This window comes from Acidovorax sp. SUPP2539 (assembly GCF_030158975.1).
In the GTDB taxonomy this organism is placed as follows: domain Bacteria; phylum Pseudomonadota; class Gammaproteobacteria; order Burkholderiales; family Burkholderiaceae_C; genus Paracidovorax.
The window spans coordinates 184,555-211,067 of the sequence record NZ_BQXJ01000005.1 but is presented as its reverse complement, the minus strand read 5'-3'; the positions used below and the strand labels follow the sequence as shown (position 1 = coordinate 211,067).

26 protein-coding genes are annotated in these 26,513 nt (G+C 68.6%); 5 read left to right on the top strand and 21 right to left on the bottom strand.

Going from position 1 to position 26,513, the window contains the following annotated elements:
- Positions 1-72: 72 nt before the first annotated feature.
- Positions 73-1,419 (top strand): amino-acid N-acetyltransferase, encoded by a 1,347-nt coding sequence (gene argA, locus AVTE2539_RS18665; protein WP_284412906.1) that lies wholly within the window; start codon positions 73-75, stop codon positions 1,417-1,419.
- Positions 1,420-1,447: 28 nt separating this feature from the next.
- Here the strand turns inward: argA and bla are convergent, their stop codons facing one another.
- Entirely contained in the window at positions 1,448-2,374 is a 927-nt protein-coding gene (bla, locus tag AVTE2539_RS18660) for a class A beta-lactamase (protein WP_284412903.1), read from the bottom strand.
- A 129-nt stretch (positions 2,375-2,503) separates the two neighbouring features.
- On the opposite strand from bla, the gene AVTE2539_RS18655 reads away from it, so the two are divergent.
- Complete coding sequence (locus AVTE2539_RS18655) at positions 2,504-3,382, top strand: LysR family transcriptional regulator (RefSeq protein ID WP_284403928.1); 879 nt, start codon at positions 2,504-2,506, stop codon at positions 3,380-3,382.
- 52 nt (positions 3,383-3,434) lie between these two features.
- Positions 3,435-5,108, top strand: a complete 1,674-nt coding sequence (trhO, locus tag AVTE2539_RS26310; RefSeq protein ID WP_349817209.1) for an oxygen-dependent tRNA uridine(34) hydroxylase TrhO — start codon at positions 3,435-3,437, stop codon at positions 5,106-5,108.
- Between the two features lie 72 nt (positions 5,109-5,180).
- Here the strand turns inward: trhO and AVTE2539_RS18640 are convergent, their stop codons facing one another.
- The 7 genes from AVTE2539_RS18640 to AVTE2539_RS18610 form a co-directional block, all read right to left on the bottom strand.
- Positions 5,181-5,714, bottom strand: coding sequence for a disulfide bond formation protein B (locus AVTE2539_RS18640; protein ID WP_284412901.1), 534 nt, complete (start codon positions 5,712-5,714; stop codon positions 5,181-5,183).
- A gap of 46 nt (positions 5,715-5,760) precedes the next feature.
- Positions 5,761-6,885 carry a sulfate/molybdate ABC transporter ATP-binding protein gene (locus AVTE2539_RS18635; RefSeq protein ID WP_272569061.1) on the bottom strand — a complete coding sequence of 375 codons (1,125 nt, stop codon included), beginning with the start codon at positions 6,883-6,885 and terminating at the stop codon, positions 5,761-5,763.
- 13 nt (positions 6,886-6,898) lie between these two features.
- The gene (gene cysW / locus AVTE2539_RS18630) at positions 6,899-7,825 is read right to left on the bottom strand and encodes a sulfate ABC transporter permease subunit CysW (protein ID WP_284412895.1); all 927 of its coding nucleotides are present in this window, start codon (positions 7,823-7,825) and stop codon (positions 6,899-6,901) included.
- Positions 7,822-8,709 carry a sulfate ABC transporter permease subunit CysT gene (cysT, locus tag AVTE2539_RS18625; protein ID WP_284412893.1) on the bottom strand — a complete coding sequence of 296 codons (888 nt, stop codon included), beginning with the start codon at positions 8,707-8,709 and terminating at the stop codon, positions 7,822-7,824. Before cysT ends, cysW begins: the two co-directional genes overlap by 4 nt.
- 3 nt (positions 8,710-8,712) lie before the next feature.
- Positions 8,713-9,723: a sulfate ABC transporter substrate-binding protein gene (locus tag AVTE2539_RS18620; RefSeq protein WP_284412891.1), complete on the bottom strand. Its 1,011-nt coding sequence runs from the start codon at positions 9,721-9,723 to the stop codon at positions 8,713-8,715.
- A gap of 204 nt (positions 9,724-9,927) precedes the next feature.
- Positions 9,928-10,605 (bottom strand): RBBP9/YdeN family alpha/beta hydrolase, encoded by a 678-nt coding sequence (locus AVTE2539_RS18615; protein WP_284412890.1) that lies wholly within the window; start codon positions 10,603-10,605, stop codon positions 9,928-9,930.
- A 181-nt stretch (positions 10,606-10,786) separates the two neighbouring features.
- A complete protein-coding gene (locus tag AVTE2539_RS18610; RefSeq protein WP_284413245.1) occupies positions 10,787-11,743 on the bottom strand; it encodes a LysR substrate-binding domain-containing protein in 957 nt (318 codons plus the stop codon).
- 136 nt (positions 11,744-11,879) lie between these two features.
- On the opposite strand from AVTE2539_RS18610, the gene AVTE2539_RS18605 reads away from it, so the two are divergent.
- Complete coding sequence (locus tag AVTE2539_RS18605) at positions 11,880-12,524, top strand: FMN-dependent NADH-azoreductase (protein WP_284412888.1); 645 nt, start codon at positions 11,880-11,882, stop codon at positions 12,522-12,524.
- A 71-nt stretch (positions 12,525-12,595) separates the two neighbouring features.
- Here the strand turns inward: AVTE2539_RS18605 and AVTE2539_RS18600 are convergent, their stop codons facing one another.
- The 8 genes from AVTE2539_RS18600 to AVTE2539_RS18565 form a co-directional block, all read right to left on the bottom strand.
- Positions 12,596-13,552: a bifunctional helix-turn-helix transcriptional regulator/GNAT family N-acetyltransferase gene (locus AVTE2539_RS18600; RefSeq protein WP_502868942.1), complete on the bottom strand. Its 957-nt coding sequence runs from the start codon at positions 13,550-13,552 to the stop codon at positions 12,596-12,598.
- 123 nt (positions 13,553-13,675) lie between these two features.
- The gene (locus AVTE2539_RS18595) at positions 13,676-14,230 is read right to left on the bottom strand and encodes an NADPH-dependent FMN reductase (protein ID WP_284412884.1); all 555 of its coding nucleotides are present in this window, start codon (positions 14,228-14,230) and stop codon (positions 13,676-13,678) included.
- A gap of 261 nt (positions 14,231-14,491) precedes the next feature.
- Positions 14,492-16,540, bottom strand: a complete 2,049-nt coding sequence (locus AVTE2539_RS18590) for a family 2A encapsulin nanocompartment cargo protein cysteine desulfurase (RefSeq protein WP_284412882.1) — start codon at positions 16,538-16,540, stop codon at positions 14,492-14,494.
- A gap of 16 nt (positions 16,541-16,556) precedes the next feature.
- Entirely contained in the window at positions 16,557-17,489 is a 933-nt protein-coding gene (locus AVTE2539_RS18585) for a family 2A encapsulin nanocompartment shell protein (RefSeq protein ID WP_272547788.1), read from the bottom strand.
- A gap of 60 nt (positions 17,490-17,549) precedes the next feature.
- Positions 17,550-17,819 carry a helix-turn-helix domain-containing protein gene (locus tag AVTE2539_RS18580; protein WP_272569047.1) on the bottom strand — a complete coding sequence of 90 codons (270 nt, stop codon included), beginning with the start codon at positions 17,817-17,819 and terminating at the stop codon, positions 17,550-17,552.
- Positions 17,820-17,888: 69 nt separating this feature from the next.
- Complete coding sequence (gene epsC, locus AVTE2539_RS18575) at positions 17,889-18,788, bottom strand: serine O-acetyltransferase EpsC (protein WP_284412879.1); 900 nt, start codon at positions 18,786-18,788, stop codon at positions 17,889-17,891.
- Positions 18,789-18,858: 70 nt separating this feature from the next.
- Complete coding sequence (locus AVTE2539_RS18570) at positions 18,859-19,338, bottom strand: rhodanese-like domain-containing protein (protein WP_284412877.1); 480 nt, start codon at positions 19,336-19,338, stop codon at positions 18,859-18,861.
- A 241-nt stretch (positions 19,339-19,579) separates the two neighbouring features.
- On the bottom strand, positions 19,580-20,377 hold the full coding sequence (locus tag AVTE2539_RS18565; protein WP_284412875.1) for a MetQ/NlpA family ABC transporter substrate-binding protein: 798 nt from the start codon (positions 20,375-20,377) through the stop codon (positions 19,580-19,582).
- A 131-nt stretch (positions 20,378-20,508) separates the two neighbouring features.
- On the opposite strand from AVTE2539_RS18565, the gene AVTE2539_RS18560 reads away from it, so the two are divergent.
- Positions 20,509-21,294 (top strand): GNAT family N-acetyltransferase, encoded by a 786-nt coding sequence (locus tag AVTE2539_RS18560; protein WP_284412873.1) that lies wholly within the window; start codon positions 20,509-20,511, stop codon positions 21,292-21,294.
- Between the two features lie 55 nt (positions 21,295-21,349).
- Here AVTE2539_RS18560 and AVTE2539_RS18555 read toward each other — a convergent pair whose 3' ends face one another.
- From AVTE2539_RS18555 to AVTE2539_RS18535, 5 genes are all read right to left on the bottom strand, one after another.
- Positions 21,350-22,015 (bottom strand): methionine ABC transporter permease, encoded by a 666-nt coding sequence (locus AVTE2539_RS18555; RefSeq protein WP_272547794.1) that lies wholly within the window; start codon positions 22,013-22,015, stop codon positions 21,350-21,352.
- A 1-nt stretch (position 22,016) separates the two neighbouring features.
- On the bottom strand, positions 22,017-23,084 hold the full coding sequence (locus tag AVTE2539_RS18550; RefSeq protein WP_284412871.1) for a methionine ABC transporter ATP-binding protein: 1,068 nt from the start codon (positions 23,082-23,084) through the stop codon (positions 22,017-22,019).
- Between the two features lie 344 nt (positions 23,085-23,428).
- Positions 23,429-24,388, bottom strand: a complete 960-nt coding sequence (locus AVTE2539_RS18545) for an ABC transporter substrate-binding protein (protein ID WP_284412869.1) — start codon at positions 24,386-24,388, stop codon at positions 23,429-23,431.
- Positions 24,389-24,470: 82 nt separating this feature from the next.
- Positions 24,471-25,616 carry an acyl-CoA dehydrogenase family protein gene (locus AVTE2539_RS18540; protein ID WP_284412866.1) on the bottom strand — a complete coding sequence of 382 codons (1,146 nt, stop codon included), beginning with the start codon at positions 25,614-25,616 and terminating at the stop codon, positions 24,471-24,473.
- The gene (locus AVTE2539_RS18535; RefSeq protein ID WP_284412864.1) at positions 25,613-26,428 is read right to left on the bottom strand and encodes a class II aldolase/adducin family protein; all 816 of its coding nucleotides are present in this window, start codon (positions 26,426-26,428) and stop codon (positions 25,613-25,615) included. Before AVTE2539_RS18535 ends, AVTE2539_RS18540 begins: the two co-directional genes overlap by 4 nt.
- Positions 26,429-26,513: the final 85 nt, after the last annotated feature.

Here is a 26,513-nt window from a genome sequence, read left to right as displayed (position 1 = left end):
AACGCCCCGCCCTCCCCACGCAACCTGCGCCGCTCCGCAGGGTGCAGTCCCCGCTCTCTTCACCCTTTCGCCATGTCCGCCGTCTTCAACTTCACTTTCGTCCCCTGGTTCCGCTCGGTGGCGCCGTACATCCACAAGTTCCGCCACCAGACCTTCGTGATCGGGCTCACGGGCGAGGCCATCGCGGCCGGCAAGCTCCAGGCCATCGCGCAGGACCTGGCCATGATCCAGGCGATGGGCGTGAAGATCGTGCTCGTGCACGGCTTTCGCCCGCAGGTGAACGAGCAGCTCGCGGCCAAGGGGCATGCCGAGAAGTATTCGCACGGCATCCGCGTCACCGATTCGGTGGCGCTCGACTGCGCGCAGGAGGCCGCGGGCCAGTTGCGCTACGAGATCGAGGCCGCCTTCAGCCAGGGCCTGCCCAACACGCCGATGGCGGGCTCCACGGTGCGCGTGATCTCCGGCAACTTTCTGACGGCGCGGCCCGTGGGCATCGTGGACGGGGTGGATTTCCAGCATTCGGGCCTGGTGCGCAAAGTGGATGTGGCGGGCATCCGGCGCTCACTCGACATGGACGCGCTGGTGCTGCTGTCGCCCTTCGGCTTCTCGCCCACCGGCGAGGCCTTCAACCTGACGATGGAAGAGGTCGCGACCTCCGTGGCGATCGCGCTCAAGGCCGACAAGCTGGTCTTCGTGTGCGAAGTGCCCGGCATCCGCATGAACCCCGACGAGCCCGAGAGCGACGACAACCCCATCGACACGGAGCTGCCGCTGGCCCAGGCCCGGCAGATGCTGGCCCGCGTGCCGCCCAGCCAGCGGCCGACAGACACCGCGTTCTATCTGCAGCACTGCGTGAAGGCCTGCCAGAACGGCGTGGAGCGCAGCCACATCATTCCTTTCGCGGTGGACGGTGCGCTGCTGCTGGAGATCTACGTGCACGACGGCATCGGCACCATGGTGGTCGATGAGAAGCTGGAAGAACTGCGCGAGGCGACGCCGGACGACGTGGGCGGCATCCTGCAGCTGATCGAGCCGTTCGAGAAGGACGGCACGCTCGTCAAGCGCGACCGCACCGAGATCGAACGCGACATCGCCAACTACACCATCATCGAACACGACGGCGTGATCTTCGGCTGCGCGGCGCTCTACCCCTATCCGGAGGGCAGCACGGCCGAGATGGCGGCCGTGACGGTGTCGCCGCACAGCCAGGGCACGGGCGACGGCGAAAAGCTGCTCAAGCGCATCGAGCAGCGGGCGCGAGGCATGGGCCTGACCAGCCTGTTCGTGCTCACCACGCGCACCATGCACTGGTTCATCAAGCGCGGTTTCCAGCCCGTGGACCCCGAGTGGCTGCCCGAGGCCCGCAAGCGCAAGTACAACTGGGACCGCCGCAGCCAGGTGCTCGTGAAGAAACTGTAGGCGGCGGCCCGGCCTGCGGCCACACCGCTCAGGCAGCGACCGCCCGGGCCACTTGGCGCGCCACCTCGGCAATGGTGGCATCGCGCTTTTCCGGCGTGGCGGTGGTCTGGGTGATGTAGCAGGTGACCACGATGGGCGCACCGCCGCCGGGCGGCCACAGCACGCCGATGTCGTTGGACGAACCCTGGTTGCCCGTGCCCGTCTTGTCGCCCACCCGCCAGCCCGGCACGCCGGCACGCAGCCGCTTGTCGCCCGTCTTCGTGGCCACGATCCATTCGACCAGCTGGGCACGCGAGGCCGGGCTCAGCGCATCGCCCAAGGCCACCTTGCGCAGCGACTGCAGCATGGCCTGCGGCGTGGTGGTGTCGCGCGGATCGCCCGCGATGGCCTCGTTCAGCGTGGGCTCGGTGCGGTCCAGCCGCGTCACCGTGTCGCCCAGGCTCCGCGCGAAGGCGGTGAAGCCCTGCGGGCCGCCGTGGCGCGCCAGCAGCAGGTTGGCCGCGGTGTTGTCGCTCAGCGTGACGGTGCCTTCGCACAGCTCGCCGACCGTGATGCCGACGTCGCCCACCCGCTTTTCCGTCACCGGCGAATAGGCGACGAGCGCCGACGCGTCGAAATGCACCCGGCGGTCCAACGCCTCCTGGCCCCGGTCGACCCGCTCCAGCATCCAGGCAGCCAGCAGCAGCTTGAAGGTGCTGGCCATGGGAAAGCGCTCGTCCTGGCGCCAGCCCAGCGACAGCCCGGAGCCGGTGTCGAGCATGGCGACCCCGAGCCGCGCCTTGGGGTGGCCGTCCAGTGCCGATTCGAGCCGCTGCATGGCGGCCTGCCAGGCCACCTCCCGCCCGTTGCGCTGGCCCGCAGGCGCGGCGGCATGGGCCGGGCCGGCCCACAAGGCGGCCGTCGAAGCGGCGGCCACGGCGGCGAAGAGATCAAAGGAAAACTGGCGTCTTTGCATGGAATGAACCTGTCGTTGAAAGCAAGAAGACCCGAACGATAGAGACATGTCGGCCAGAGCACCATCGACAATAATCGGGAAGAGCCCCAAGAAAAACTGCTTGCCACTTGCCCGCCTGATTCCGACGCCATGCACTTGCCCCTCAATGCCCTGCGCGCCTTCGAGGTCTCGGCGCGCCACCTCAATCTCACCCGTGCGGCCCAGGAGCTGTGCGTGACCCAGACCGCGGTGAGCCAGCACATCCGCAACCTCGAAGAGCGCCTGGGCAAACCGCTGTTCCGGCGCCTGCCGCGTGGGCTGGCATTGACGGACGAAGGCCTGGCCCTGCTGCCGGTGCTGGCCGATGCGTTCGGCCGCATTGCCGGTGCCCTGGAACAGTTCAGCGACACCCGCCCCCGCGAAGTGCTCACCGTCGGCGCCGTGGGCACCTTCGCCGTGGGGTGGCTGCTGCCGCGGCTGCGCGAGTTTCAGCAGGCGTGCCCCTTCGTGGACCTGCGCCTGCTCACGCACAACAACCGGGTGGACATCGCGGGCGAGGGACTGGACTGCGCCATCCGGTTCGGGGACGGCGCCTGGCATGGCACCGAGGCCGACCGCCTGCTGGAAGCGCCGCTGTCCGCCATGTGCGCGCCCTCCATCGCCCCGCGGCTGCGGGCGCCGGCCGACCTGGCGCACGAATCGCTGCTGCGTTCGTACCGCGCGGACGAGTGGGCCGCCTGGTTCAGCGCGGCCGGTGTGCCCTGCCCGCTCGTGCGGGGCACGGTGTTCGACTCCTCCCTGGCCTTGGCCGAGGCCGCCGCGCAGGGCGCGGGCGTGGCGCTGCTGCCGGTGCGGCTTTTTCAAAGGGAGTTGCAACAGGGGCGGCTCGTGCAGCCCTTTGGCACGCACATCGCATTGGGTGCCTACTGGCTCACGCGCTTGAAATCCCGCCCGCCCAGTGCTGCGCTGCAGGCCTTTCGCGGCTGGCTGCTGGCCGGCTGCGGCAGTGCATCGAGCAACCCGGCCTGATCGGCCGCCCGCGCCCCGGCCGTTCCAGATGCCCCGCTATCATCGCCACCCCATGCCCGAGATCCTCACCGCCGCCCTCTACCATTTCGTCGATCTGCCCGACTGCGCCACACTGCAGCCACCACTGCAATCCGTGTGCGAGGCCCATGGCGTGCGGGGCCTGCTGCTGCTGGCGCCCGAGGGGATCAACGGCACGATCGCAGGGGAGCCCGCAGGCGTGCGGGCCGTGCTGGCCTGGCTTCGTGCCGATGCGCGGCTGGCCGGCCTGCGCCACAAGGAGGCGCTGGGCGACCGCATGCCGTTCTACCGCATGCGGGTGCGGCTCAAGCGCGAGATCGTCACCCTGGGCGTGACCGGACTGGACCCGGCGCGCAATGCCGGCACGCACGTGCCGCCGGCGCAATGGAACGCCCTGATCGACGACCCCGAGGTGGTGGTGATCGACGTGCGCAACGACTATGAAGTGGGCATCGGCAGCTTCGCCCGGGCCATCAACCCGCGCACACGCAGCTTCACGGAGTTTCCGGCCTGGGTGGAGCAGCAGCGCGCGCCGGGCGGCGTGCTGGCACACCGGCCCAAGGTGGCCATGTTCTGCACGGGCGGCATCCGGTGCGAGAAGTCCACCGCCCTGCTCAAGTCGCAGGGCTTCGACGAGGTGTTCCACCTGGACGGCGGCATCCTGCAGTACCTGGAAGACGTGCCCGCCGAAGACAGCCGCTGGCACGGCGATTGTTTCGTGTTCGACGAACGCGTGTCGGTGGGCCACGGCCTGTCCACGGGCCGGCACCAGTTGTGCCGGTCCTGCCGCATGCCGCTGGGCGAGGCCGAACTCGCATCGCCCCAGTACCGCCCCGGCGTGAGCTGCCCCTATTGCCATGGCACGCGCACGCCCGAGCAGGAGCGCGCCCTGGCCGAGCGCGAGCAACAGATGGAGCTCGCGCGGCAGCGCGGGCAGGACCACATCGGTGCGCGCCTGGGCTCCTCCGGTGTGGCGCAGTCCGATGGTCAACCCTCGGACGCGCCCAGCGGCCTGCCCGTGCTGTATTCCTTTCGCCGCTGCCCCTACGCCATGCGGGCCCGCATGGCGATCGCGGCCAGCGGGCAGGCCTGTGAATTGCGCGAGGTGGTGCTGCGCGACAAGCCGCAAGCCCTGCGGGACGCATCGCCCAAAGCCACGGTGCCCGTGCTGGTGCTGCCCGATGGCCAGGTGCTGGAACAAAGCCTGGAGATCATGCGCTGGGCGCTCGCTCGCCACGATCCACAGGGCTGGATGGCCGAAGATGCCGCAACGGCCCGGGACGCCGATGCGCTCATCGCGGCCTGCGACGGCACCTTCAAACAGGCCCTGGACCGCTGCAAGTACCCGAACCGCTGTCCGCAGCAAACCGGCACGGGGGACGGCGTGGAGGACGCGCCAACGCCCCAGGCCACCGCCACCGCGTTCCTGACCCAGTGGGACGAGAGGCTGGCGCAACACGCCTTCCTGTGCGGCCCGCGGCCCACGCTGGCCGACGTGGCCATCATGCCGTTCGTGCGCCAGTTCGCAGGCATCGACGCCACGGACTGGCAGGCGGGCCCCTGGCCCCATGTGCGAAAGTGGCTGGCAGCATGGGAGGCCAGCACGGCGTTCACGCAGGTGATGGACAAGATGGCGCCCTGGGCGCCCGGAACCCGGGGCCCGGTGTTTCCCGCCCAGGAGCCCATGGCAGCGCCGGCACCGATCTGACGGATTTGCAACGCCCAAGAAAAAGGCGCCTGTTCAAGGCGCCTTTTTCATTCAACGGGGTTCAGGCGGGTTTCAAGCCGCAGCCAGCGGGCGGCGATTGGCGCCCCCTCGCCCGCCGCGGGCCAGCAGCACCAGCAGCACGACGGCCATGAGCACGAAGCAGATGAACGACCAGTTGGCGATGGCGCCTCCGAGGAAGGTCCAGTCCACCGCGGCGCAGTCGCCCGAACCGCGGAAGATCATGGGGATCGCGCGGCCGATGGGGAAGTGCTCGATCATTCCGTAGAAGTCGCGACCGCAGGTGGCGATCTCGGGCGGGTACCACTGCAGCCAGCTTTGCCGCGCCGCCACGAAGGCGCCGAATCCCGACGACAGCAGCGCCAGGACGGCCCACGACATCCACCAGCCCCGGGTGCCCCGGGCGCTGGCCAGGGCCGCAAACACGGCGACGCCGATGAGCGCATAGCGCTGCACGATGCACATCGGGCAGGGCTCGAGCCCCACGACATGCTGCAGGTACATGCCAAAAGCCAGCATGGCCACGCAGGCCGCCGCGATGAGGCCCAGCACGCGGCGGGGCGCGGCATCCAACCAGTTCAACACCATTGTTCTTGTCCTTGAAGGCCGCGGTCGGCAGCCCTCGAAGGCTGCATCAGATACCGGCGGCGTGGTCCAGAAAAACGCGGGCGCGGCGCGGTGTGACCACCAGCGTTTCACCCTCCCTGAAACCCATCTCCCGGTACTGCTGCGCAGGAATCTGCGCTTCGATCACCGAGTCGGGGCTCGCATTGTCCGCTGGTTTGTGGTCGGCATCAGGAATAAGTTCCAGGCGCGCGATCGGCCCCACGACGATGGCACGGCTGAGCTGCGCGACGATGCCGCGCGGGCGCCCGTCGGCGTCCACGCCCTCGCCGGGCGAGTAGCGCTGCACGTCCAGGTCGTGCGGACGCACATAGGCAAAGGCGCTGGCGTTCTGGGCTCCCGCATGCTCGGGCGAATCGATGGCCATGCCCTCCACGTGCACCAGCCCTTCGTGGGCGCGGCCGCGAAACAGGTTCACGTCGCCCAGGAATCCATACACGAACGGGCTGGCTGGCTGGTCCCACACCTCCTGGGGCGAGCCGCTCTGCTCGATCCGGCCCTGGTTGATGACCACCACGCGGTCGGCCACTTCCAGGGCTTCCTCCTGGTCATGGGTCACGAAGATGCTGGTCACGTGCAGTTCGTCGTGCAGGCGGCGCAGCCACCGGCGCAGCTCTTTGCGCACCTTGGCATCGAGCGCGCCGAAGGGCTCGTCCAGCAGCAGCACCTTGGGCTCCACCGCCAGGGCGCGCGCAAGGGCGATGCGCTGGCGCTGGCCGCCGGACAGTTGCGACGGATAGCGGTCGGCCAGCCAGTCGAGCTGCACGAGCTTGAGCAGGTCGGTCACCTTCTGCTTGATCTGCGCATCGCTCGGGCGCTCGCCGCGCGGCTTCACGCGCAGGCCGAAGGCGACGTTCTCGAACACCGTCATGTGCCGGAACAGCGCGTAGTGCTGGAAGACGAAGCCCACGCCGCGGTCGCGCACGTGCACGTCGGTGGTGTCCTCGCCCGAGAAGTGGATGGTGCCCACGTCGGGCGTCTCCAGCCCCGCGATGATGCGCAGCAGCGTGGTCTTGCCACAGCCCGAGGGGCCGAGCAGCGCGATGAGTTCGCCGGACTGGATGTCCAGGCTCACGTCGCGCAGTGCCTGGAAGCTGCCGAACTGCTTGCTGATGTTGCGGATTTCAATGCTCATGGTGTGCTTTCGTTCAGCGCGCGCCCACGGCGGCGGGTGCGGGGCGCTCGGGCGGCAGCGCGGCCGCGGCCTTGCGCTCCTGCTCGTTGCGCCATTCGGCGATGGACTTGATGACCAGCGTGACCAGTGCCAGCAGGGCCAGCAGCGAGGCCGCAGCGAACGCCGCCACGGACTGATATTCGTTGTAGAGGATCTCCACGTGCAGCGGAATGGTGTTGGTCTGCCCGCGGATGTGGCCCGAGACGACCGACACCGCGCCGAATTCGCCCATGGCGCGCGCATTGCACAGGATCACGCCGTACAGCAGGCCCCACTTGATGTTGGGCAGCGTCACGTACCGGAAGGTCTGCCAGCCGCTCGCGCCCAGCACGATGGCCGCCTGCTCCTCGTCGCTGCCCTGGGCCTGCATGAGCGGAATCAACTCGCGCGCGATGAACGGGAAGGTCACGAAGATCGTCGCCAGCACGATGCCCGGCACGGCGAAGATGATCTTGACGTCGTGCGCCGCCAGCCAGGGGCCGAACCAGCCGTTGGCGCCGAACATCAGCACGTACACCAGGCCGGCCACCACGGGCGAGACGGAAAACGGCAGGTCCACCAGCGTGGTCAGGAACGCCTTGCCCCGGAACTCGTACTTGGCGATGGCCCAGGCCGCCGCCACGCCGAACACCAGGTTCAACGGCACCGCGATGGCCGCGGTGATGAGGGTCAGCCGGATGGCGGCCCATGCATCGGGCTCCTTGAGCGCCGCCACGTAGGCACCGAGGCCCTTGCGCAGCGCCTCGGTGAACACGGCGGCCAGCGGCAGCACGAGGAACAGCAGCAGGAACGCGAGCGCGATGCCGATCAGCGTCCAGCGCACCCAGGGGGCCTCGGTCGTGCCAGCCTGGGCGCGGCGCACCACGTTGCGCCCCCCGGAGTTGGAAGCGGTGGAAGTCATGCCGGGGCTCCTGCGTGGCGACGCTGCCAGGCCTGCAATGCGTTGATGACGAGCAGCAGCGCGAAGGAGATCACCAGCATCACCACCGCGACCGCCGTGGCGCCCGCGTAGTCGTACTGCTCCAGCTTGCCGATGATGATGAGGGGCGTGATCTCGGAGATCATGGGCATGTTGCCCGCGATGAAGATGACCGAGCCGTATTCACCCACCGCCCGCGCGAACGCCATGGCAAAGCCCGTGAGCAGCGCCGGAGTGATCGCAGGCAGGATGACGCGCGTGAAGATCTGCCAGCGCGTGGCGCCCAGGCTGGTGGCGGCTTCTTCCAGCTCCTTCTCGGCATCTTCCAGCACCGGCTGCACCGTGCGCACCACGAAGGGCAGCCCGATGAAGATCAGCGCGATCACCACGCCGGCGGGCTTGAACGCCAACTGGATGCCCAACGGCTCCAGGTACCGTCCGACCCAGCCGTTGCCGGCCAGCAAGGCGGTGAGCGAAATGCCCGCCACCGCCGTGGGCAACGCGAACGGCAGGTCCACCAGGGCATCGACGATCTTCTTGCCCGGAAAGCGGTAGCGCACCAGCACCCAGGCGATCAGCAGGCCGAACACGAGGTTGACCACCGCCGCGATGAACGACGCGCCGAAGGTGAGCCGGTAGGACGCCAGCACGCGCGGCGCGCTGATGGCGGTCCAGAACTGGTCCCAGGTCAGCGTGAAGGTCTTGAAGACCAGCGCCGACAGCGGGATGAGCACGATGATGCTCAGGTAGAAGATGGTGTAGCCCAGCGTCAGGCCGAAGCCGGGCAGAACCCGCTTCGGGCTGCGCCGGGCCCCGCCCGTGGACGCCACGGCGGCGCCGGGCAAGGCAGAGGTCGCAGCGTTCATGTCTTACTTGGCGCCGGGGGTGTAGAGCTTGTCGAACTGGCCGCCGTCGTTGAAGTGCACCTTCTGTGCCTCGCCGAGGGAGCCGAAGTACTTGGCCACGGTGAACAGCTTGACGGGCTTGAACAGGTCGGCGTGCTTTTTCAGCACCGCTTCGGAACGCGGACGCAGCGCGTGGCGGGCCGCGATCTCCTGAGCCTCATCGGAGTAGAGGTAGTCCAGATAGGCCTTGGCCAGTTCGCCCGTGCCTTTCTTGGCGACGGTGCGCTCGACCACCGCGACGGGGTTTTCAGCCAGCACGCTGCTGGAGGGGTACACCGCATCGACCTTGCCCTTGCCGAATTCGCGCTCGATGGACAGCACCTCGGATTCGAACGTGATCAGCACATCGCCCGTGTTGCGCTGCAGGAAAATGCTGGTGGCATCGCGCCCGCCCTTGCCCAGCACGGGGACGTTCTTGAACACCTGGCCCACGAACTCAGCGGCCTGGGCGTCGGTGCCGCCCTTCTCGCGCACGCTGCCCCAGGCCGCCAGGTAGGCGTAGCGGCCGTTGCCGCCGGTCTTGGGGTTCACCACGACGACCTGCACGCCGGGCTTGGCGAGATCGTCCCAGTCCTTGATGTTCTTGGGGTTGCCCTTGCGCACCAGGAACAGCATGGTCGAGGTGGTAGGCGATGCATCGTTGGGAAAGCGCTTGGCCCAGTCCTTGGCGACCACGCCGTTGGTGGCTAGGAAGTCGATGTCGGTCGTGGTGTTCATGGTGACCACGTCGGCGTCGAGGCCGTCGTTCACCGCACGGGCCTGGGCGCTGGAGCCGCCATGGGCCTGGTCGATCTTCACGTCCTTGCCGGTGGTCTTCTTGTAATGGGCGGCGAAGGCGGGGTTGTAGTCCTTGTAGAACTCGCGGGCCACGTCATAGGAAGCGTTCAGCAGCGTGGACGTCTGTGCCGACGCGACGCCGCCAGCGATCAGGGCCAGCACGGCCAGAAGAGTCTTGAGTTTTGTCCGGGAAGTCATGTCTGCGCCCTCGTTACTGAAAAAGTGAAACCGATTGTGGGCGGCGGCGCTTAAAACTCAAAAGAATATATTCTTGTTAATTAATCGATTTCCAGAATATAGAACCCCGGCAAAACCAAGGGGTGGCATGGCGGATTTCAGCCAAAAATGCCTCCAGCGCAATGGGTACCAAGGCGTTTAGCTACAAAAACAATAGCAACCTTGTCAGGCGGCGGAGCGGGTCTCCGTGGCACCCTGGCCGAGGCCCCACTCCGCGCCATCCACCAGCGAATGCAGCAGTGCCCAGCCCAGGGGCCATTCGCCATGGCCCGAGTCCACGTTCACATGCCCCGCCTGCGGCAGGCGAACGAACTCGCTGCCCCAGGCCCGCGCGTAAGCGCCGGCCAGGCGGATGGGGCAGTAGGGATCGTTGCTGCTCGCCACCAGGATGCTGCGGTACGGCAGCGGCGCATAAGGCACGGGGGCGAAGTCGCTCAGCACCGCCCGGCGCTCCGGATCGGCCGGGGCGACCAGCAAGGCGCCCTGCACCCGCGCTGCGGCCGGCTCGCCCATGTGCGTCGCGGTGATGCAGCCCAGGCTGTGCGCCACCAGCACGACCGGGTGCGGCGCCTCCAGCACGGTGCGCTCCAGCGCCGCCACCCAGGGCGCCCGCGCGGGCGTGACCCAGTCGTCCTGCACCACGCGCCGTGCGCCGGGCAGCCGCTCCGCCCACAGGCTCTGCCAGTGGCCGGGTCCGGAATCGCGCCAGCCCGGGACGATGACCACCGAGACCGGGCTGCCCGCAGCGGTGCGTGCGGACGGGGCCGCCTGCGGCGCTGCGCCGTCGAGCCGGCCGACCGGCCGCCCGGATGCGGACGAAGACGTGGATGCGCTGCTGCTCATGGCCGGCGGGGCACGGTGGCCAGGGCATGGAACAAGGGAAGGATTCGAACCCCACAGGAGGTGCGGAACGACAGTGCAGTGGCCATGGAACAGGCTCCTCAACGGTGGATGCGGCCCATTCTGCGATTCCGCCCTTAAAACCCAAACGAATATATTCTTTTGAATTAATCGCGAATTGATCTTAAGAAGCGATCGATGCCGCGCTGCCGAGGCCCTCGGTATCGGATGCCGGCGTCGCCGTCGTCGCGCCTTGCAGCGTCTCGCCCAGAAAGTCCAGAAACCGCCGGACCGCGGGCGTCAGGCCGCGGCGGGAGGGAAACACCGCGTGCATCACACCGCGCTCCGGGGCCCAGTCAGGCAGCAGATGCACCAGCCGGCCACTGCGCAACTCGTCCTGGCACATGTAGTCGGGCAGCCAGCAGATGCCCACGCCGCCCTGCGCGGCCAACTTGAGCGTGAGCAGGTCATCGGCCACATAGCGCGGGCTGTGCTGCCACACCGCCTCCTGCCCTCCGGGGCCCACCAGCCGCAGCGAAGCACGGCCGTCGGCGGCCGACATGGCGATGCTGTCCATGCGTGACAGTTCCTCCAGCGTGTGTGGCGTGCCCTGGCGCGCCAGCTGCGCGGGGCTCGCGACCAGCAGCAGGTCGCCCTCGCCCAGCCGCTTGATGACCATGCTGCCGCTGTCGTCCAGCTTGGCCCGCACGCGCAGTGCCACGTCGACGCCCTCCTCCACCAGGTTGACCACGCGGTTGCTCACTTGGATCTCCACCCGCACGAGCGGGTACCGCGCCATGAACACCGGCATCATGTCGCCGAGCAGGGTCTGGGCGATCGTGACGGGGCACACCACGCGGATCGTGCCGCGCGGCTCGGCCTGGACGTGGGCCACCGTGTCGGCCGCCGCCTGCGCCGATTCGCGCATGGCCTGGCAGTGGCGCAGATAGGCCTCGCCCACCTCGGTGAGCGACAGCTTGCGCGTGGTGCGCTGCAGCAGCCGCACGCCCAGGTGTGCCTCCAGATCGGAGACGCGGCGCGACAGGCGCGACTTGGGGATGCCGAGCGCCCGGCCCGCGGCGGCGAACCCGCCGCGCTCGACCACCTCGGCGAAATACAGCATGTCGTTGAGATCTTGCACCGTCATCCCTCGCAGATTGTTCCACCTATAGAACAATCTATCGCAAAGTGGCCGGCTTATCAATCAATGCGCTCATCTGCACAATCTATCCAACGCTGCACACCGGGTGCGGCCCCCATCCTGAGGAGAACCTTCCATGCAACTGCTGCACATCGATTCCGCCATCACCGGCGAACAGTCCGTCTCGCGCCAACTCACCGCCCGCACCGTGGCGGCGTGGGTCGCCGCCCATCCCGGCACGCAAGTGCAGCACCTGGATCTGGTCGCCCAGGCACCGGCCCATTTCACGATGGAGGCCATGGCGCCGCGCACCAGCCAGACCGAAGACCTGAGTGAAACACAGCGCCGTGAAAACGCCGTGTCCGAACAGCTGGTGAGCCAGTTCCTGGAGGCCGATGTGATCGTGGTCGGCGCGCCGCTCTACAACTTCGGCGTTCCCACGCAGCTCAAGGCCTGGATCGACCGCATCGCCCAGCCGGGCCGCACGTTCACCTACACCGCCGCTGGCCCGCAGGGCCTGGCCAAGGGCAAGACGGTGATCGTCGCCTCCAGCCGCGGCGGTGTGTATTCGACGAGCGATGCCGGCCGCGCCATGGAACACCAGGAGAGCTACCTGCAGACCGTGTTCGCCTTCTTCGGCATCACCGACGTGCGCTTCGTGCGCGCCGAAGGCGTGGCCATGGGACCGGACGCCAAGTCCAAGGCCCTGGACAGCGCGGATTCCGACATCCGGGCACACGTGGCGCAATCCCGCCAGGAAGCCGTGGCCGAAGCCGCCTGATCCACCGGACAACTGCGCAGTCACCAGGAAGCCGGCCTTGCGCCGGCTTTTTTGCGTGCGCCGCAAGGCGCCTACAGCGCACGCGTCCAGGTCTCGCCCACCAGGGACTGGCCGTAGGCGGTGTAGGGTTCCGAGGCCACGAGCGTGAAGCCGCGCTGCGCATACAGGTGGCGGGCCGCGGCCAGGCAGCTGTTGGTCCACAGCGTCATCTCCGCGTAGCCCTGGCCCCGCGCGAAGGCGATGCACTCGTCCACCAGCCGGCCGCCCAGTCCCATGCCCCGCGCCTGGGGCGCCAGGATCAGCATGCGCAGCCGGGCGGTGGTGTCGGACTCGCGCACCACGAAGGCCGCCCCCAGGCGTTCGCCATCGACCTCGGCGATCCAGCACCGGTCGAACCCGGGCTGGAATTCGCGCACGAACCGCGCGGCGATCTCGGCCACCATGGCCTCGAACGCCTGATTCCAGCCGTATTCGCGCCAGTAGATTTCGCCATGCATCTGCACCACCCAGCCCATGTCACCGGGCACCGGGTCGCGCAGCACCACGAGGCGGGGGCGGCTGGGCGGCTCGGGAGACAGCAGCGTCTCCAGGCGCTGCATGGCGGCCAGCGCGTCGGCCTGCTGCGTGGGCGACAAGCGCGCCAGGATCGCCGCCGCCTCGTCGCGCGAGCGCTGCTGCAGCGGGGCGAACGCGGCGTGTCCGGCGTCGGTCAGGCGCAGCAGGCTCTGGCGCGCATCCTTTGCGCCCGGGCGGCGCTCCAGCCAGCCGGCCTTCTCGAACCGGCGCAGGATGCGGCTCAGATAGCCGGCGTCCAGGCCCAGGTCCCTGGCGATGTCGGTGGCGACGGGCTCGGTGCGGTGGGCCAGCTCGTAGAGCACGCGCACGTCGGTCAGGGACAGTTCGCTGCCCAGATAGGCGTCGAGCACGCCGATGCGGCGCGTGAAGAACCGGTTGAACTGCCGAAGCGCCTTGACCGCGGCCGCGGGGACGGGCACAGGCGCGGGAGCGACCTGGGGATCTGACGCCATTTTCATTTGCCTTCATCAAACAATTGGTTGACTTTAGCAATCAAAAACACGAAAGGCAAATAAAAAAGTCCGGCCGCCCATGGCGGGGCGGCCGGACTGGAGGCGCTGAAGACCAGCGGCTGGTCAGAGCTTGGCGTGCTGCTTGACCCAGGCCACGTACTTCTCGACCCAGCCCTGCAGGAACTGGCGGCTGGCCTCGCCGATGTTGCCGTCGTCATCGAACAGGCCATCCTTGGCTTGAACGAAGGCTTCGGGCTGGCCCAGCGTGGGCACGTCGAGGTAAGCCAGCACGTTGCGCAGGTGCTGCTGGGCCATGGCCGTGCCGATGGCGCCGATCGATACCCCGATCACGCCGGCCGGCTTGCCGCCCCAGGCGCTCTGCCCATAGGGGCGAGATGCGTGGTCCAGCGCGTTCTTGAGCACGCCGGGAATCGACCGGTTGTATTCGGGCGTGACGAACAGCAGGCCCTGCGACTGGGCGATCTCTGTCTTCAGGCGCAGCACGGCGGGAGCCGGATGGGCGTCGTCGTCCTGGTTGTACAGCGGCAGGTCGTCGATGCGCAGCTGCGTGAAGTGGAAGTCCGGCGGTGCGAGCCGGGCCAGCGCCGTGGCCAGCTTGCGGTTGAACGAGTCCTTGCGGAGACTGCCGACGATGACGGCGATCTGGTATTGGTCCATGAGCACTCCTTGTGAAACAGCCAAAAGACGGGACGGCGCGGGGCCGCAACGGGCCATGATAGACACGGCCTGCGGCGTTCCAGCGCTGCGCGCGGCGCCTTCAGGGCCCGCTTTCGAGGAACGCCAAAGCGCCATTTGCTATTATTTTTGTAGCTATATGCCCTAGTATTGATTGCGCTGGCGCCCTTTTCAAGCAAAACACCCCCGGCGCTGCAGCGCAGCATCCGGGGGTGCGGGGCCTGGCGCAAACGCGCGCTTGTCCTACCCGGCGCGGCGCTGGCCGGCGAGGCGGCGCACCACATGCACCAGCCGGTCGATCTCGTCGAACGTGTTGTAGAACGCGAGCGACGGCCGCACGGTGGTCTCCACGCCGAATCGCCGCAGGATGGGCTGCGCGCAGTGGTGTCCGGTGCGCACGGCGATGCCTTCGTCGTTCAGCGCCTTGCCCACTTCCTCGGTCGAGTAGCCGGCCAGCACGAACGACATCACGCTGGCCTTGTCGTCGGCCGTGCCGATCAGCCGCACGCCCGGGATGGCGCGCAACTGCTGCATGCCGTACACCAGCAGCTCGTGCTCGTAGCGCGCGATGTTCTCGATGCCCACGCGGTTCACGTAGTCGATCGCCGCGCCCAGGCCCACCGCGTCGGCAATGTTGCCCGTGCCGGCCTCGAACTTGTTCGGGATCGGCTGGAACACGGTCTTCTCGAACGTCACGTCGGCAATCATGTTGCCGCCACCCTGCCACGGGGGCATGTCTTCGAGCACTTCGCGCCTGCCCCAGACCACGCCGATGCCGGTCGGCCCGAACACCTTGTGGCCCGAGAACACGAAGAAGTCCGCGCCGATGTCCTGCACGTCCACCCGCATGTGCGAGACCGACTGCGCGCCATCGACCAGCGCCTTCGCGCCCGCACGGTGGGCCAGCGCCACGATCTCCTTGACCGGCACCACGGTGCCCAGCGCGTTGGAGACCTGTGTGACGGCGACGATCTTCGTGCGGTCGTTCAGGAGCTTCTGGTATTCATCGAGCAACACCTGGCCGGAGTCGTCCACCGGAATCACGCGCAGCCTCGCCCCCTTGGCGGCAGCGAGCTGCTGCCAGGGCACGATGTTGGCGTGGTGCTCCAGATGGCTGACGATGATCTCGTCGCCCTCGCCCACGTGCTGGCCGCCCCAGCTCTTGGCCACCAGGTTGATGGCCTCGGTGGTGCCGCGCACGAAGATCACCTCGTTCACGTCGGGCGCGTTGATGAACGTCTTCACGCGCTGGCGGGCGCCTTCGTAGGCGTCCGTGGCGCGGGCGGCGAGTTCATGCGCCGCGCGGTGGATGTTCGAGTTCTCGTGCGCGTAGAAGTGGCTGATGCGGTCGATCACCGCCTTCGGCTTGTGCGTGGTGGCCGCGTTGTCGAACCACACCAGCTGGCGGCCGTTCACGCGCTCGGACAGCACGGGAAAGTCGCGCCGGATGGCGTGCACGTCGAACGGCGGGTGCTGCCCCTGGCCCGCCAGCGGCACCGTACCGTGCGGCGCGGGCTTGGCAGGGGTGACATAGCCGCTGGGCAGCACCACCGCGTCGACGAAGTAGAACTTCGGATCGGACGACGGCGCAGCCGCCAGGCCGGCCGGTGCGGCCGGGGCCTGGCCCGCATGCGCTGCCTGCGGCTGCGCGAACGGCAGGCGCGCCAGTGCATCCAGCCGGTCGCCGGACGGCGGCGTGGGCACCGGCGCGCCCCGGAGCGATGGCTGTGCCTGGCGCTCGCCGACGAAGTAGTACGGCGAGGCCGCAGAGGCAGGCGCTACCGGATGGGCGGCGGCCTGCGACGCGCTCGCGCCCGAGGCCTCGGGCACGCCCAGCACCCCGCTGCCAAGGCGCGGCTCGTAGGCCGGCAGCGTGCTCACCACCGTGTCGGGCAGGCCGTTGGCCGCCGTGGCGTGCGGCAGCAGCGCGGGGGCGCGGTGGCCGAGCGACAGCACCTGCGTGGGCGAAGCCGGCAGCAGGTTGGTGCCGGGCACCTGGCCCTGCGGGATCGGCGTGCCGGGCACGCTGGGCCCGAAGCCGGCGGGGCTGGCCAGGGGCGAGCCGGGCGGTGCGATGTTGGCCGGCGCCTGCACGCCCGGCGGCACGGCGCCCAGGCCGGGCACGGACGAAGGCGGCACCGAAGGCAGGCCGCCCGCGGAGTGCACGCCCGCAGGCGATGCCGCCTCGCCCGGCAGCGCCGCGAACAGGGCATTGGCCATGCGCGCGATCAGCGCCGGGTCGATGGGGGCGCCGGACGCGTCGGCGCCCGGCGAGAAGGAAGCGAGGGTCATGGCCGCTCCTTGCGCTTCACTTGTAGGTGTCCGGGTAGTCGTGGTACTTGTTCACCTCGACATCGTCCAGCACGGCCAGCGCATCGCTGGTGAGCACGGCCAGCGAGCAGTACTGCGAGATCAGGTAGGACGCGATGGCGTGGTTGTTGATGCCCATGAAGCGCACCGACAGGCCCGGCCCCTGCTCGCCCGCCAGGCCCGGCTGGAACAGGCCCACCACGCCCTGGCGCTTGTCGCCCACGCGTAGCAGCAGGATCTTGCTCTTGCCGTCGGCCACCGGCACCTTGTCGGACGGAATGAGCGGAATGCCGCGCCACGTGATGAACTGCGAGCCGAACAGGCTCACCGTGGGCGGCGGCGTGCCGCGGCGCGTGGCCTCGCGGCCGAAAGCGGCAATGGCGAGCGGGTGGGTCAGGAAGAAGGCGGGCTCCTTCCACACCTTGGTGAGCAGCTCGTCCAGGTCGTCCGGCGTGGGGGCGCCGGTGAGCGGGAAGATGCGCTGCGCATCGGTCACCTGGGCCAGCAGGCCGTAGTCGGGGTTGTTGATGAGCTCGCTTTCCTGGTTTTCCTTGATCGTCTCGATCGTCAGGCGCAGCTGCTCCTTGATCTGGTCGTGCGGGCTGCTGTACAGGTCCGACACGCGGGTGTGCACGTCCAGCACCGTGCTCACGGCGTTCAGGAAGAATTCGCGCGGGTTTTCTTCGTAATCGACGAAGGTGCGCGGCAGTTGGTTTTCTTCTTCCTTGGCCGTGCAGGTGACGCGGATGGATTCCGGGTTCTTGACCTTGTTCAGGCGGTAGATGCCCGCCTCCACCGGCACCCATTGCAGCAGGTGCGTGAGCCAGCGGGGGCTGATGGTTTCGAGTTGGGGGACCGTCTTGGTCGCGTTGGCCAATTGCCGTGCGGCGTTGTCACCCAAGGCGGTCGTACCGCCCACAGTTGCAGACATGGAGAACTCCGTGCGTTGTTGAAGAAAGCCTGGGCAGTGTCAAAGCTTCCAGCGCATCGCTCAACAGGCTATAGCCGTCAATTGCAGTCCCCGCACGAGATTCGCATGGCCGATCGACTCGCCCCGCGTGACCAGCGCCGAGGGCCGCACACCCAGGGCGCCGGCCAGCTTTTCCACTGTGAGCAGCGAGGCGATGGCGGCGCCCCGCTCGATCTCCCCGACGTAGGAGCGGTTCAGGTCCGAATGCTCGGCCAGCCGTTCCTGCGACCAGCCTTGCGCCTCGCGCGACTGGCGCACCGCGACCCCGAAGTTCTTGATCAGTACAGACATGCGTTTCCCTGTTTCTTTTTGCTGATGCCTTGACAGCGCCGCGCCCTGTTTTCGGGCGCTGCGCCGCACCTACCCTTCTCGCGACACCGCCTGCGTGACGTTGCCGCCCGGCGGCACATCGTGGGTGACCCACACGTTGCCGCCGATGACTGCCCCACGCCCCAGAGTGACCCGGCCCAGCACGGTCGCGCCCGCATAGATGACCACGTCGTCCTCCACGATCGGATGGCGCGGCAAACCTTTTTGCAGAGTCCCGTCGGCATCCGTGGGAAAGCGCTTGGCGCCCAGCGTGACGGCCTGGTACAGGCGCACGCGCTCGCCAATCACCGCCGTCTCGCCGATCACGACGCCCGTGCCGTGGTCGATGAAAAAACCCGCGCCGATCTGCGCGCCCGGATGGATGTCGATGCCGGTCTGGCCGTGCGCCAGTTCGGCCACGATGCGCGCCAGCAGCGGCAGGCCCAGCGTGTAGAGGCGGTGCGCGATGCGGTGGTGGATCATGGCCAGCACGCCCGGATAGCACAGCAGCACCTCGTCCACGCTGCGCGCGGCGGGGTCGCCCTGGTAGGCGGCGAGCACATCGCTGTCCAGCAGGCGGCGAATGTCCGGCAGCGATGCGGCGAACGCCTGCGCGGCCTCCAGCGCCTGCGGCTCGATGGCCGTGCCGTCGCCCGTGCCCTGCTGGCGCGCGACGTAGCGCAGCTCCAGCCGGATCTGCGCCAGCAAGGTGTGCAGCGCCAGGTCGAGCGTGTGGCCCACGTACCAGTCCTCGCTTTCCTGGCGCAGGTCGTGCGGCCCCAGACGCATGGGAAAGAGCGCGCCCTTCAGCTGCTCCAGCGCCTGTGCCAGCGCATCGCGCGACGGAAATTCGCGCCCGCCGGGTTCCTGGGAGCGCTTTTGGGAATCGCGCCATTCGTGGCGGACGGCGTGCAGCGACTGCACGATGTGATCGATCTCGAAGACAGCCATCAAGGCCTCCTGCCTGGGATGAAAAAATGGCGGCCCGCAGCGGGCCGCTGGTGGGGCCGCGAGGCCGCCATCAGTCCTGCACCCAGGGCAGGCGGTGATGGCGCCAGCCATCCGACGCGCCGCGTTGCTGGCGATCGTCGATCTCGCCTTCGAAGCCCTCGGTCACATTGAAGACATTCTGCAGGCCCGCCTTGGCCGCAGCCTCGGCTGCCAGCACCGAGCGCTTGCCGCTGCGGCACAGCAGCAGCACGGGGGCATCGCGCGTGGCCGCCTTGGCGATGGCGGCCTCCAGTTCGCGCACGAAGCGGGGGTTGCGGGTGAGCGCCGTGCCCGTGGCCCAGGCCACGTGCAGGCTACCCGGCACATGGCCGACGAACTTGCGCTCCTCGCCCGACCGGACATCCACCAGCAGGGCCTGGCCCGAGGTGAACAGGTCCCACGCGACCGTGGGCGGCACGCCGCCGGCGTGGGCCAGGCCCGAGGCCTGGGCGTCGTTGTGGGCGGCTTGCAGTGCGGGGGGCAGTTCGGTGTCTTGCACAGCGGTGGACATGGATCGTTCCTTTGGACCTGTGTGAATGGGTGGCTGCAGCCGTCCGTTTGGTGGGGCCTGGCCGTCCAAGCCAATGTAGAACCGCTCCGGCGCGAATCCAACGAATAAAAAATCGGTTTCTCCATCGAAAAACATCTAAGCAGCCCGTTGACTCGTTGACGGCCCACCTCGGCGCCCCGCACCCATGAAAAAAGCCGCCAGCACCGGGAAGGCGCTGGCGGCTTGATCGAACGCGGGCCGATCAGAAGCCCGGCAGCACGGCGCCCTTGAATTCCGTCTGGATGTACTGGCGGATTTCTTCCGACTGGTAGGCCTTCACGAGCTTGGCGACCCAGGGCTTGTCCTTGTCGGCCTCGCGCACGGCGATCAGGTTGACGTAGGGGCTCTTGGCGCTTTCCTGCGCGATGGCGTCCTTGGCGGGGTTCAGGCCGGCGGACAGCGCGAAGTTGGTGTTGACCGCTGCGGCGTCCAGATCGTCCAGCGAGCGGGCCAGTTGCGCGGCATCGAGTTCGACGAACTTCAGCTTCTTGGGGTTGGCGACGACGTCCAGCGGCGTGGCCTTCAGGCCGGCCCCTTCCTTGAGCTTGATGAGGCCCTTGTCCTGCAGCACCAGCAGCACGCGGCCGCCGTTGGTCGGGTCGTTGGGAATGCCGAACTTAGCGCCTTCCTTCAGGTCTTCGAGCTTCTTGACCTTCTTGGAATACAGGCCGATCGGGAAGTTGACCGTGTAGCCCGCCGACACGAGCTTGTAGCCACGGTCCTTGACCTGCGCGTCCAGGTAGGGCTTGTGCTGGTAGCTGTTGGCATCCAGGTCGCCGGAAGCCAGCGCCGCATTGGGCTGCACGTAGTCGCTGAACTCGACGATCTGGAGCTTGAGGCCGTCCCTTTCAGCGACCTTCTTGACCTGCTCGAAGATCTGCGCGTGCGGGCCGGCGGTGACGCCGATCTTCAGCGGCTTGTCCTGGGCCAGAGCGCCGGTCTGGAAGCCGGCGGCCAGGGCCAGGGCGAGGGTCGATTGCAGCAGGAAACGCTTGTTCACGAAAAACACCTTTTGAGAAGAGATGTCCGCATCTTAGGGTTTGCCTTATAAAACCCATAAGAATACGTTTTCATTTCCTTACTACGGGTGGACATAAAAACAAGGGCAGATGGCGCTGCTATAAATCCTGCATGCCCTCCCATCCCACCTCTGCTCCGGATTTCGACTTGCCCACCGTGCGTGCGCTGGAAGAACGCGCTTTCAATGCCTGGCCCGCCCGCCAGACCGTTTTCCACCAGGGCTGGGTGTTCCGCCTGTCCGGCGGTTTCACCAAGCGGGCCAATTCGGTCAATGCGCTGGAGCCCGGAATGCCGTTCGACGGCGTGCGCGAGGCGGCGCAAGCGCTCTACGCCAGCCAGGGCCTGCGGCCCGTGTTCCGGATCTCGCCGCTGGTGAGCGCCAGTGCCGAACAGTCGCTGCAGGACGCGGGCTATGCGCTTTTCGAGCCCACGTGGGTCATGCAGGCGCCACTGCCGGAGGGCGCGCCGCTGCAGCCCTCGGTGGAAATCGCGCAGGCGCCGACGGCCGAATGGCTGGACGGGTTCGCCGCCGCCAACGGCGTGGCAGCGGCACACCACGCCACGCACCATGCCATGGTGCAGTCGATCGCCCTGCCCTGCGCCTTCGCCACCGTGCGCCAGCACGGCCGCGCCGTGGGCTTCGGCCTGGGCGTGCGCGAGCGCGGGGCCGTCGGCTTGTTCGACATCGTGGTGGCGCCCGCGCACCGCGGCCAGGGCCATGGCAGAGCGCTGGTCCAGGCGCTGATGCAATGGGGCCGCACGGGCGGCGCGGAGTCGGCCTACCTGCAGGTGCGCGGCGAGAACGCCACGGCCCGGCGGCTGTACAGCGCGCTGGGGTTCACCGACACCTACCGCTACCACTACCGGGTGCCGGCAGACCCTGGGTCCAGCCCTTGATGCGGGCGGCCGCCGGACCACGTGATCCGGCCCGCGCGCCCTCCCTGCAGGCCGCTCAGCGGTGGCTCAGCCGGCGCACCGCCCAGTCGCCCAGGCTCTGCACAGCCTGCACGAAGAAGATCAGCACCACCACCACCGCCAGCATCACGTCGGGCAGGAAACGCTGGTAGCCGTAGCGGATGCCCAGGTCGCCCAGGCCGCCGCCGCCGATCGCGCCGGCCATGGCTGAGTAGCCCGTCAGGCTGACGAAGGTGATGGTCAGGCCCGCGACGATGCCGGGCAGCGCCTCGGGCAGCAGCACCTTCCAGACGATCTGCCCGGTGGTGGCGCCCATGGCCTGGGCCGCCTCGATCAAGCCGTTGTCCACCTCGCGCAGCGAGGCTTCCACCAGCCGCGCCACGAACGGCGCCGCAGCCAGCGTCAGCGGCACCACGGCCGCGGCCGTGCCGATGGACGAGCCGGTGATGAGCCGCGTGAACGGGATGATCGCCACCAGCAGGATGATGAACGGCGTGGAGCGCACGGCGTTCACGATCCAGCCCACTGTCTTGTTCAGCGGGCCGTTTTCCAGCACGCCGCCGCGGTCGGTCAGCCGCAGGAACACGCCCAGCGGGATGCCCAGCAGCGCGCCGACCACGCCCGAGATGCCTACCATGATGACCGTCTCCCACAGCGAGGTGGCAAACAGCTCCAGCATCATTTCCGAAAAATTCTCGAACATCTCAGGCCCCGCTCTCTTCGCTCGCTTGCACTTCCTGCACCACCACCCCTTCGGCACGCAATTGCGCGATCGCCGTGGCCAGCCGCGCGGCGTCGCCGCTGGCATACACCGCGAGCGAGCCGAAGGTCTGGCCCTGGATCTCGTCGATCTGCCCGTGCAGGATCGACAGGTCCAGCCCGTGCTCGCGGATCAGGCGCGACAGGATGGGCTGGTAGGCGCGCTCGCCGGCATACGACAGGCGCAGCAACTGGCCCACGCCGCCCTGGCCCGCAGCCCGCAGCTGCGACGCCAGGTGGCGCACGTGGTCCAGCACGCTGGCGGGCAGTTCCTGCGGCACGATCTCGTCGATCAGGCTTTTGGTGATGGGCTGCTGGGGCCGGGTGAACACGTCCAGCACCGGGCCCTGCTCCACGATGCGGCCGGCATCGATCACGGCCACGCGGTCGGCCACCTGCTTGATGACCTGCATCTGGTGGGTGATGAGCACCACCGTCAGGCCCAGCTCCTGGTTCACCTGGCGCAGCAGCGCGAGGATGGAGCGGGTCGTTTCCGGGTCGAGCGCCGAGGTGGCCTCGTCCGACAGCAGCACCTTGGGCCGGCTGGCCAGTGCCCGGGCGATACCCACGCGCTGCTTTTGCCCGCCGCTGATCTGCGCCGGATAGCGGTCGCGCAGGGCCGACAGGCCCACCATCTCCAGCAGCGGATCGACCCGGCCGCGGATGGCGGCCTTGTCCATGCCGGCCAGCTCCAGCGGCAGGGCCGCGTTCTCGAACACCGTGCGTGAGGACAGCAGGTTGAAATGCTGGAACACCATGCCGATCTCGCGCCGCGCCTCGCGCAGTTGCGCATCATTGAGCCGGGTCAGGTCGCGCCCCGCCACGATCACCTCGCCCCGGGTGGGCCGGTTCAGCAGGTTGATGACGCGCACCAGCGAGCTCTTGCCCGCGCCGCTGCGCCCGATGATGCCGAACACTTCGCCCGGCGTGATGTGCAGGTCGATGCCGCGCAGCGCCTCCACCGGCCCCTGCGAGCCCTGGTAAATCTGGGTGATACCCCGTAAATCGATCATGAAAATGCCATGGCGCCACCGGGGCCCGCAGGCCGCGGCGGCGCTGAAAAGGAAAAATGCGGATGCGGGAATGTACGGGCTTGCACCCCAAACGCCAACGACCCTGAAATTGGGTGCTAAGACATTGCGGTTATGTAGCCGCGCCGAAGTCGTGGCAAAACGATCTTTTCCCGCGCTGGGGTTTCGGGCCGTTCGGGATGGCCGGGTGGTGGATCGCAGCGGGCCTCGACCCACGCCCGCCCGGCACCGGGTGGATTCAATTGCTATTTATTTTATAGCAATATGCCCTAGTGGATATTGTGCTGGAGGCATATTTCATCCAAAACTCCAGCCAAGGCCCCGGCTCACGCCTGGCCCCGGTTGAACCCCGTATCGAAAGTCTGCCGCACATCCAGCCGCTGGCGCAGCAGCCCTGCGGCCAGGTAGAAGTCGGCCGTGCGCTGCTGGTCGGCCACCACCGCGGCGTCGATGTCCACCCATTTCGTCGCGCGGCGCTCGAACTGCAGTTGCGCCGCCTCCACCGGGATGCCGATGATGCGCGACAGCGATTCAGCGAACGGCCGGGCGTTACGGTACGACCAGAGTTGCGCGCGCTCCACGCGCTCCTTGAAGTCGTGCAGGGCCTCGCGTTTGGTATCCAGCGCCCCCTGCGTGGCCGCGAGAAAGCTGAGCCCGCTCGACAAACCCCGCCCGTTGACCAGCACGCGCGCATGCCCGCTCGTCTCGGCCAGCGCCGTGTAGGGCTCCCAGGTGGCCCAGGCATCGACCGAGCCCTGGGTGAGCGCGAGCTTGGAGTCGGCCGGCGGGATGAACCGCACGTCGGCGTCCGCACCCTTCAGGCCCGCGGACTCCAGCGCCTTGAGCGTGACGAAGTGGCCGATGGAGCCGCGGTTGGTGGCGATGCGCTTGCCCTTGAGGTCGGCCGCCGTCTTCAAGGGTGAGTCGGGCCGCACCAGCACCGCCGTGCCGTACGGGTCGGAGCGGTTGGCGGCGAATGCCCGCACCTGGCTGCCGGCCGCCAGGGTGAAGAGCAGCGGCGCGTCGCCGATGGGGCCGAAGTCCACTGCGTTCGCGTTCAGCGCCTCGGCCAGCGGGGCGGCGGCCGGGAACTCGCTCCACTGGATGTCGTAGGGCAGGCCCTTCAACTCGCCCGCCGCCTCCAGCAGCGCGCGCAGCCCGCCCTTCTGGTCGCCCGCGCGCAGTGCGATCCGCTGCTGCGCGTGCCCCAGCACGGGCGAGAGAAAGGACGCTGCGGCCACCGAGGCCGTCATGAAGCGGTGGAAATGTCGCCGTTGCAAGGCCATGGAAGCTCCGTGTTCTGAAAGGGAAGAAAAAAGGCAGAGGAAAAGGAAGGAGGCGGCGCCAACGCGCCCCGCGCGCCAGCGATCACAGCCCCAGCGCGCGGCGCCCGGCGGCGAGATACACGCTGTCGTCCTGCGGGGTGTGCACGCGGCCGCACAGCACGTCGCGCAGGTGGCGCTCCAGCGGGTTTTTGCGCGCCAGGCCGTGGTTGCTGGTCAGCGCCAGGGCCGACTGCACCGCTTCGATGGCGTTGTGGGTGGTGGTGGCCTTGACCAGCCCGCTCTCCTCGGAGGGCAGCGGAGCGCCGGTGTCGAGCGCGGCGGCCAGCCCGGCGATAAGCCGGTCGTTGGTGAACAGCAGGCCTTCGATGCGGCCCACGGCCTCCTGCGCGCGCGCCAGCGTGGCCAACGGCGCGCCCAGGCTGGCGGGCTTGCGGTCCTGCAGAAAACCCACCAGCCAGTGGCGCGCCGCGCGGGCCACACCGGTGTAGAGCGAGCCCAGCATCACCGCCATCTCGGCCTGCATGGCGGGCTCGCCGCGCGCCCAGTCCTTGGGCAGCCGCAGCTCCAGCACGTGGTCGGCAGGCACCGCCACCTCATCGAACAGCACATCGTGGCTGCCGCTGGCCCGCAGGCCCAGGTGGTCCCATGTGGGCTCGATGCGCACACCGGGCTGGCCGGCCCGCACGAGGAAGGAGCCCGTGCGCGGTTCGGCATCGTCCGTGCGCGCCCACACCACGTACCAGCGCAGCGCCGGCGCGCCGGTGCTGTACACCTTGTGCCCGCTGAGCCGCCAGCCCTCTGCCGTGCGCCGCGCCACGGTGGCCGGCAGCCCGCCGCGCGCGGGCGAGCCCAGCTCGGGCTCCACCCGCAGCGCGTTGATGAGCGACACGCCCTGCACCGCTTCGTGCACCAGCTGGCGGGCCCGTTCCACCGGCCAGGCATTGCCCGGCCGGCCCATGCCGCGGTGCTGGATGTACTGCATCGTCAGCACCAGGGCCGTGGCGGGGCAGCCTTGCGCCACCGCGCCGATCACCTCGCCCAGTTGCACGGCACTCGCGCCCTGCCCGCCCAGGGACCGGGGCGCGGCCAGCGCCAGCAGCCCGGCCTGCTGCAGATCGGCGAAGTTCTGGTGCGGAAAACTGGCCTCGCGGTCGTGCGCCGCCGCGCGCGCGCCGAACTCGGCGGCCAGCGTGCGGGCCCGCTGGCCGGCGGTGAGCGGTGCGTTCACTGCAGCACCCCGGGGTCTTCGCGCACCACGGTCTCGAACAGGCTCTTGAACGTGAAATGCGCCCCGCCCGGCCCGCCGATCTGCCCATGGGTGTGGCGCGCCACCTCGTGCCGGATCGGCTGCGGCGTGCCGGCGGCCTCGGCCAGCAACTGGGTGTGGCAGGCGTTTTCCAGCGCGATGTACCACCACGCGGCCGACTCCACGCTGGGCCCGGCCGTGAGGATGCCGTGGTTCTTCAGGATGACCGCCTTGCGCGCGCCCAGCGCCTCGCTGATGCGAAAGCCCTCGTCCGTCTCCCACACCACGCCCGTGAAGTCGTCGAACAGCGCATGGTCTTCGTAGAAGATGCAGGCGTCCTGCGACAGCGGATCGAGCGTGCGCCCCAGCGTGGACCATGCCTTGCCGTACGTGGAGTGCGTGTGCGCGGCGGCCACGATGTCGGGCCGCGCCTCGTGCAGCGCGGCGTGGATGGCGAACGCCGCGCGGTTGAGCGGCCCCTCGCCGATGGCGATCTCGCCGCGCGCGTTCACCAGCAGCAGGTCCGACACGCGGATGCGCGAGAAATGCAGGCCCAGCGGGTTCACCCAGAAGTGGTCGTGCCACTCGGGATCGCGCGCCGTGATGTGGCCCGCCAGCCCGTGGTCGAAGCCATGCCGCGCGAACAGGCGAAACGCCACCGCGAGCTGCTCCTGCCGGTGGCGGCGCTCGGCCTCGACCGTGGGGCGCGGCGGCGGCGCGTCGAACCAGTCCTTGCGCTGGGGATCGGGGCGGCGCTGCAGCGCGGCGGTCGGGAGCGAGAGAACGGCAGACATCGTGGGATGGGCTTTCGGTCGGGAACGAGGGATGGGACTGCGCCCACCTTAGGAGCGTGCGGCGCCCCCACCAACGAAGAAAAGC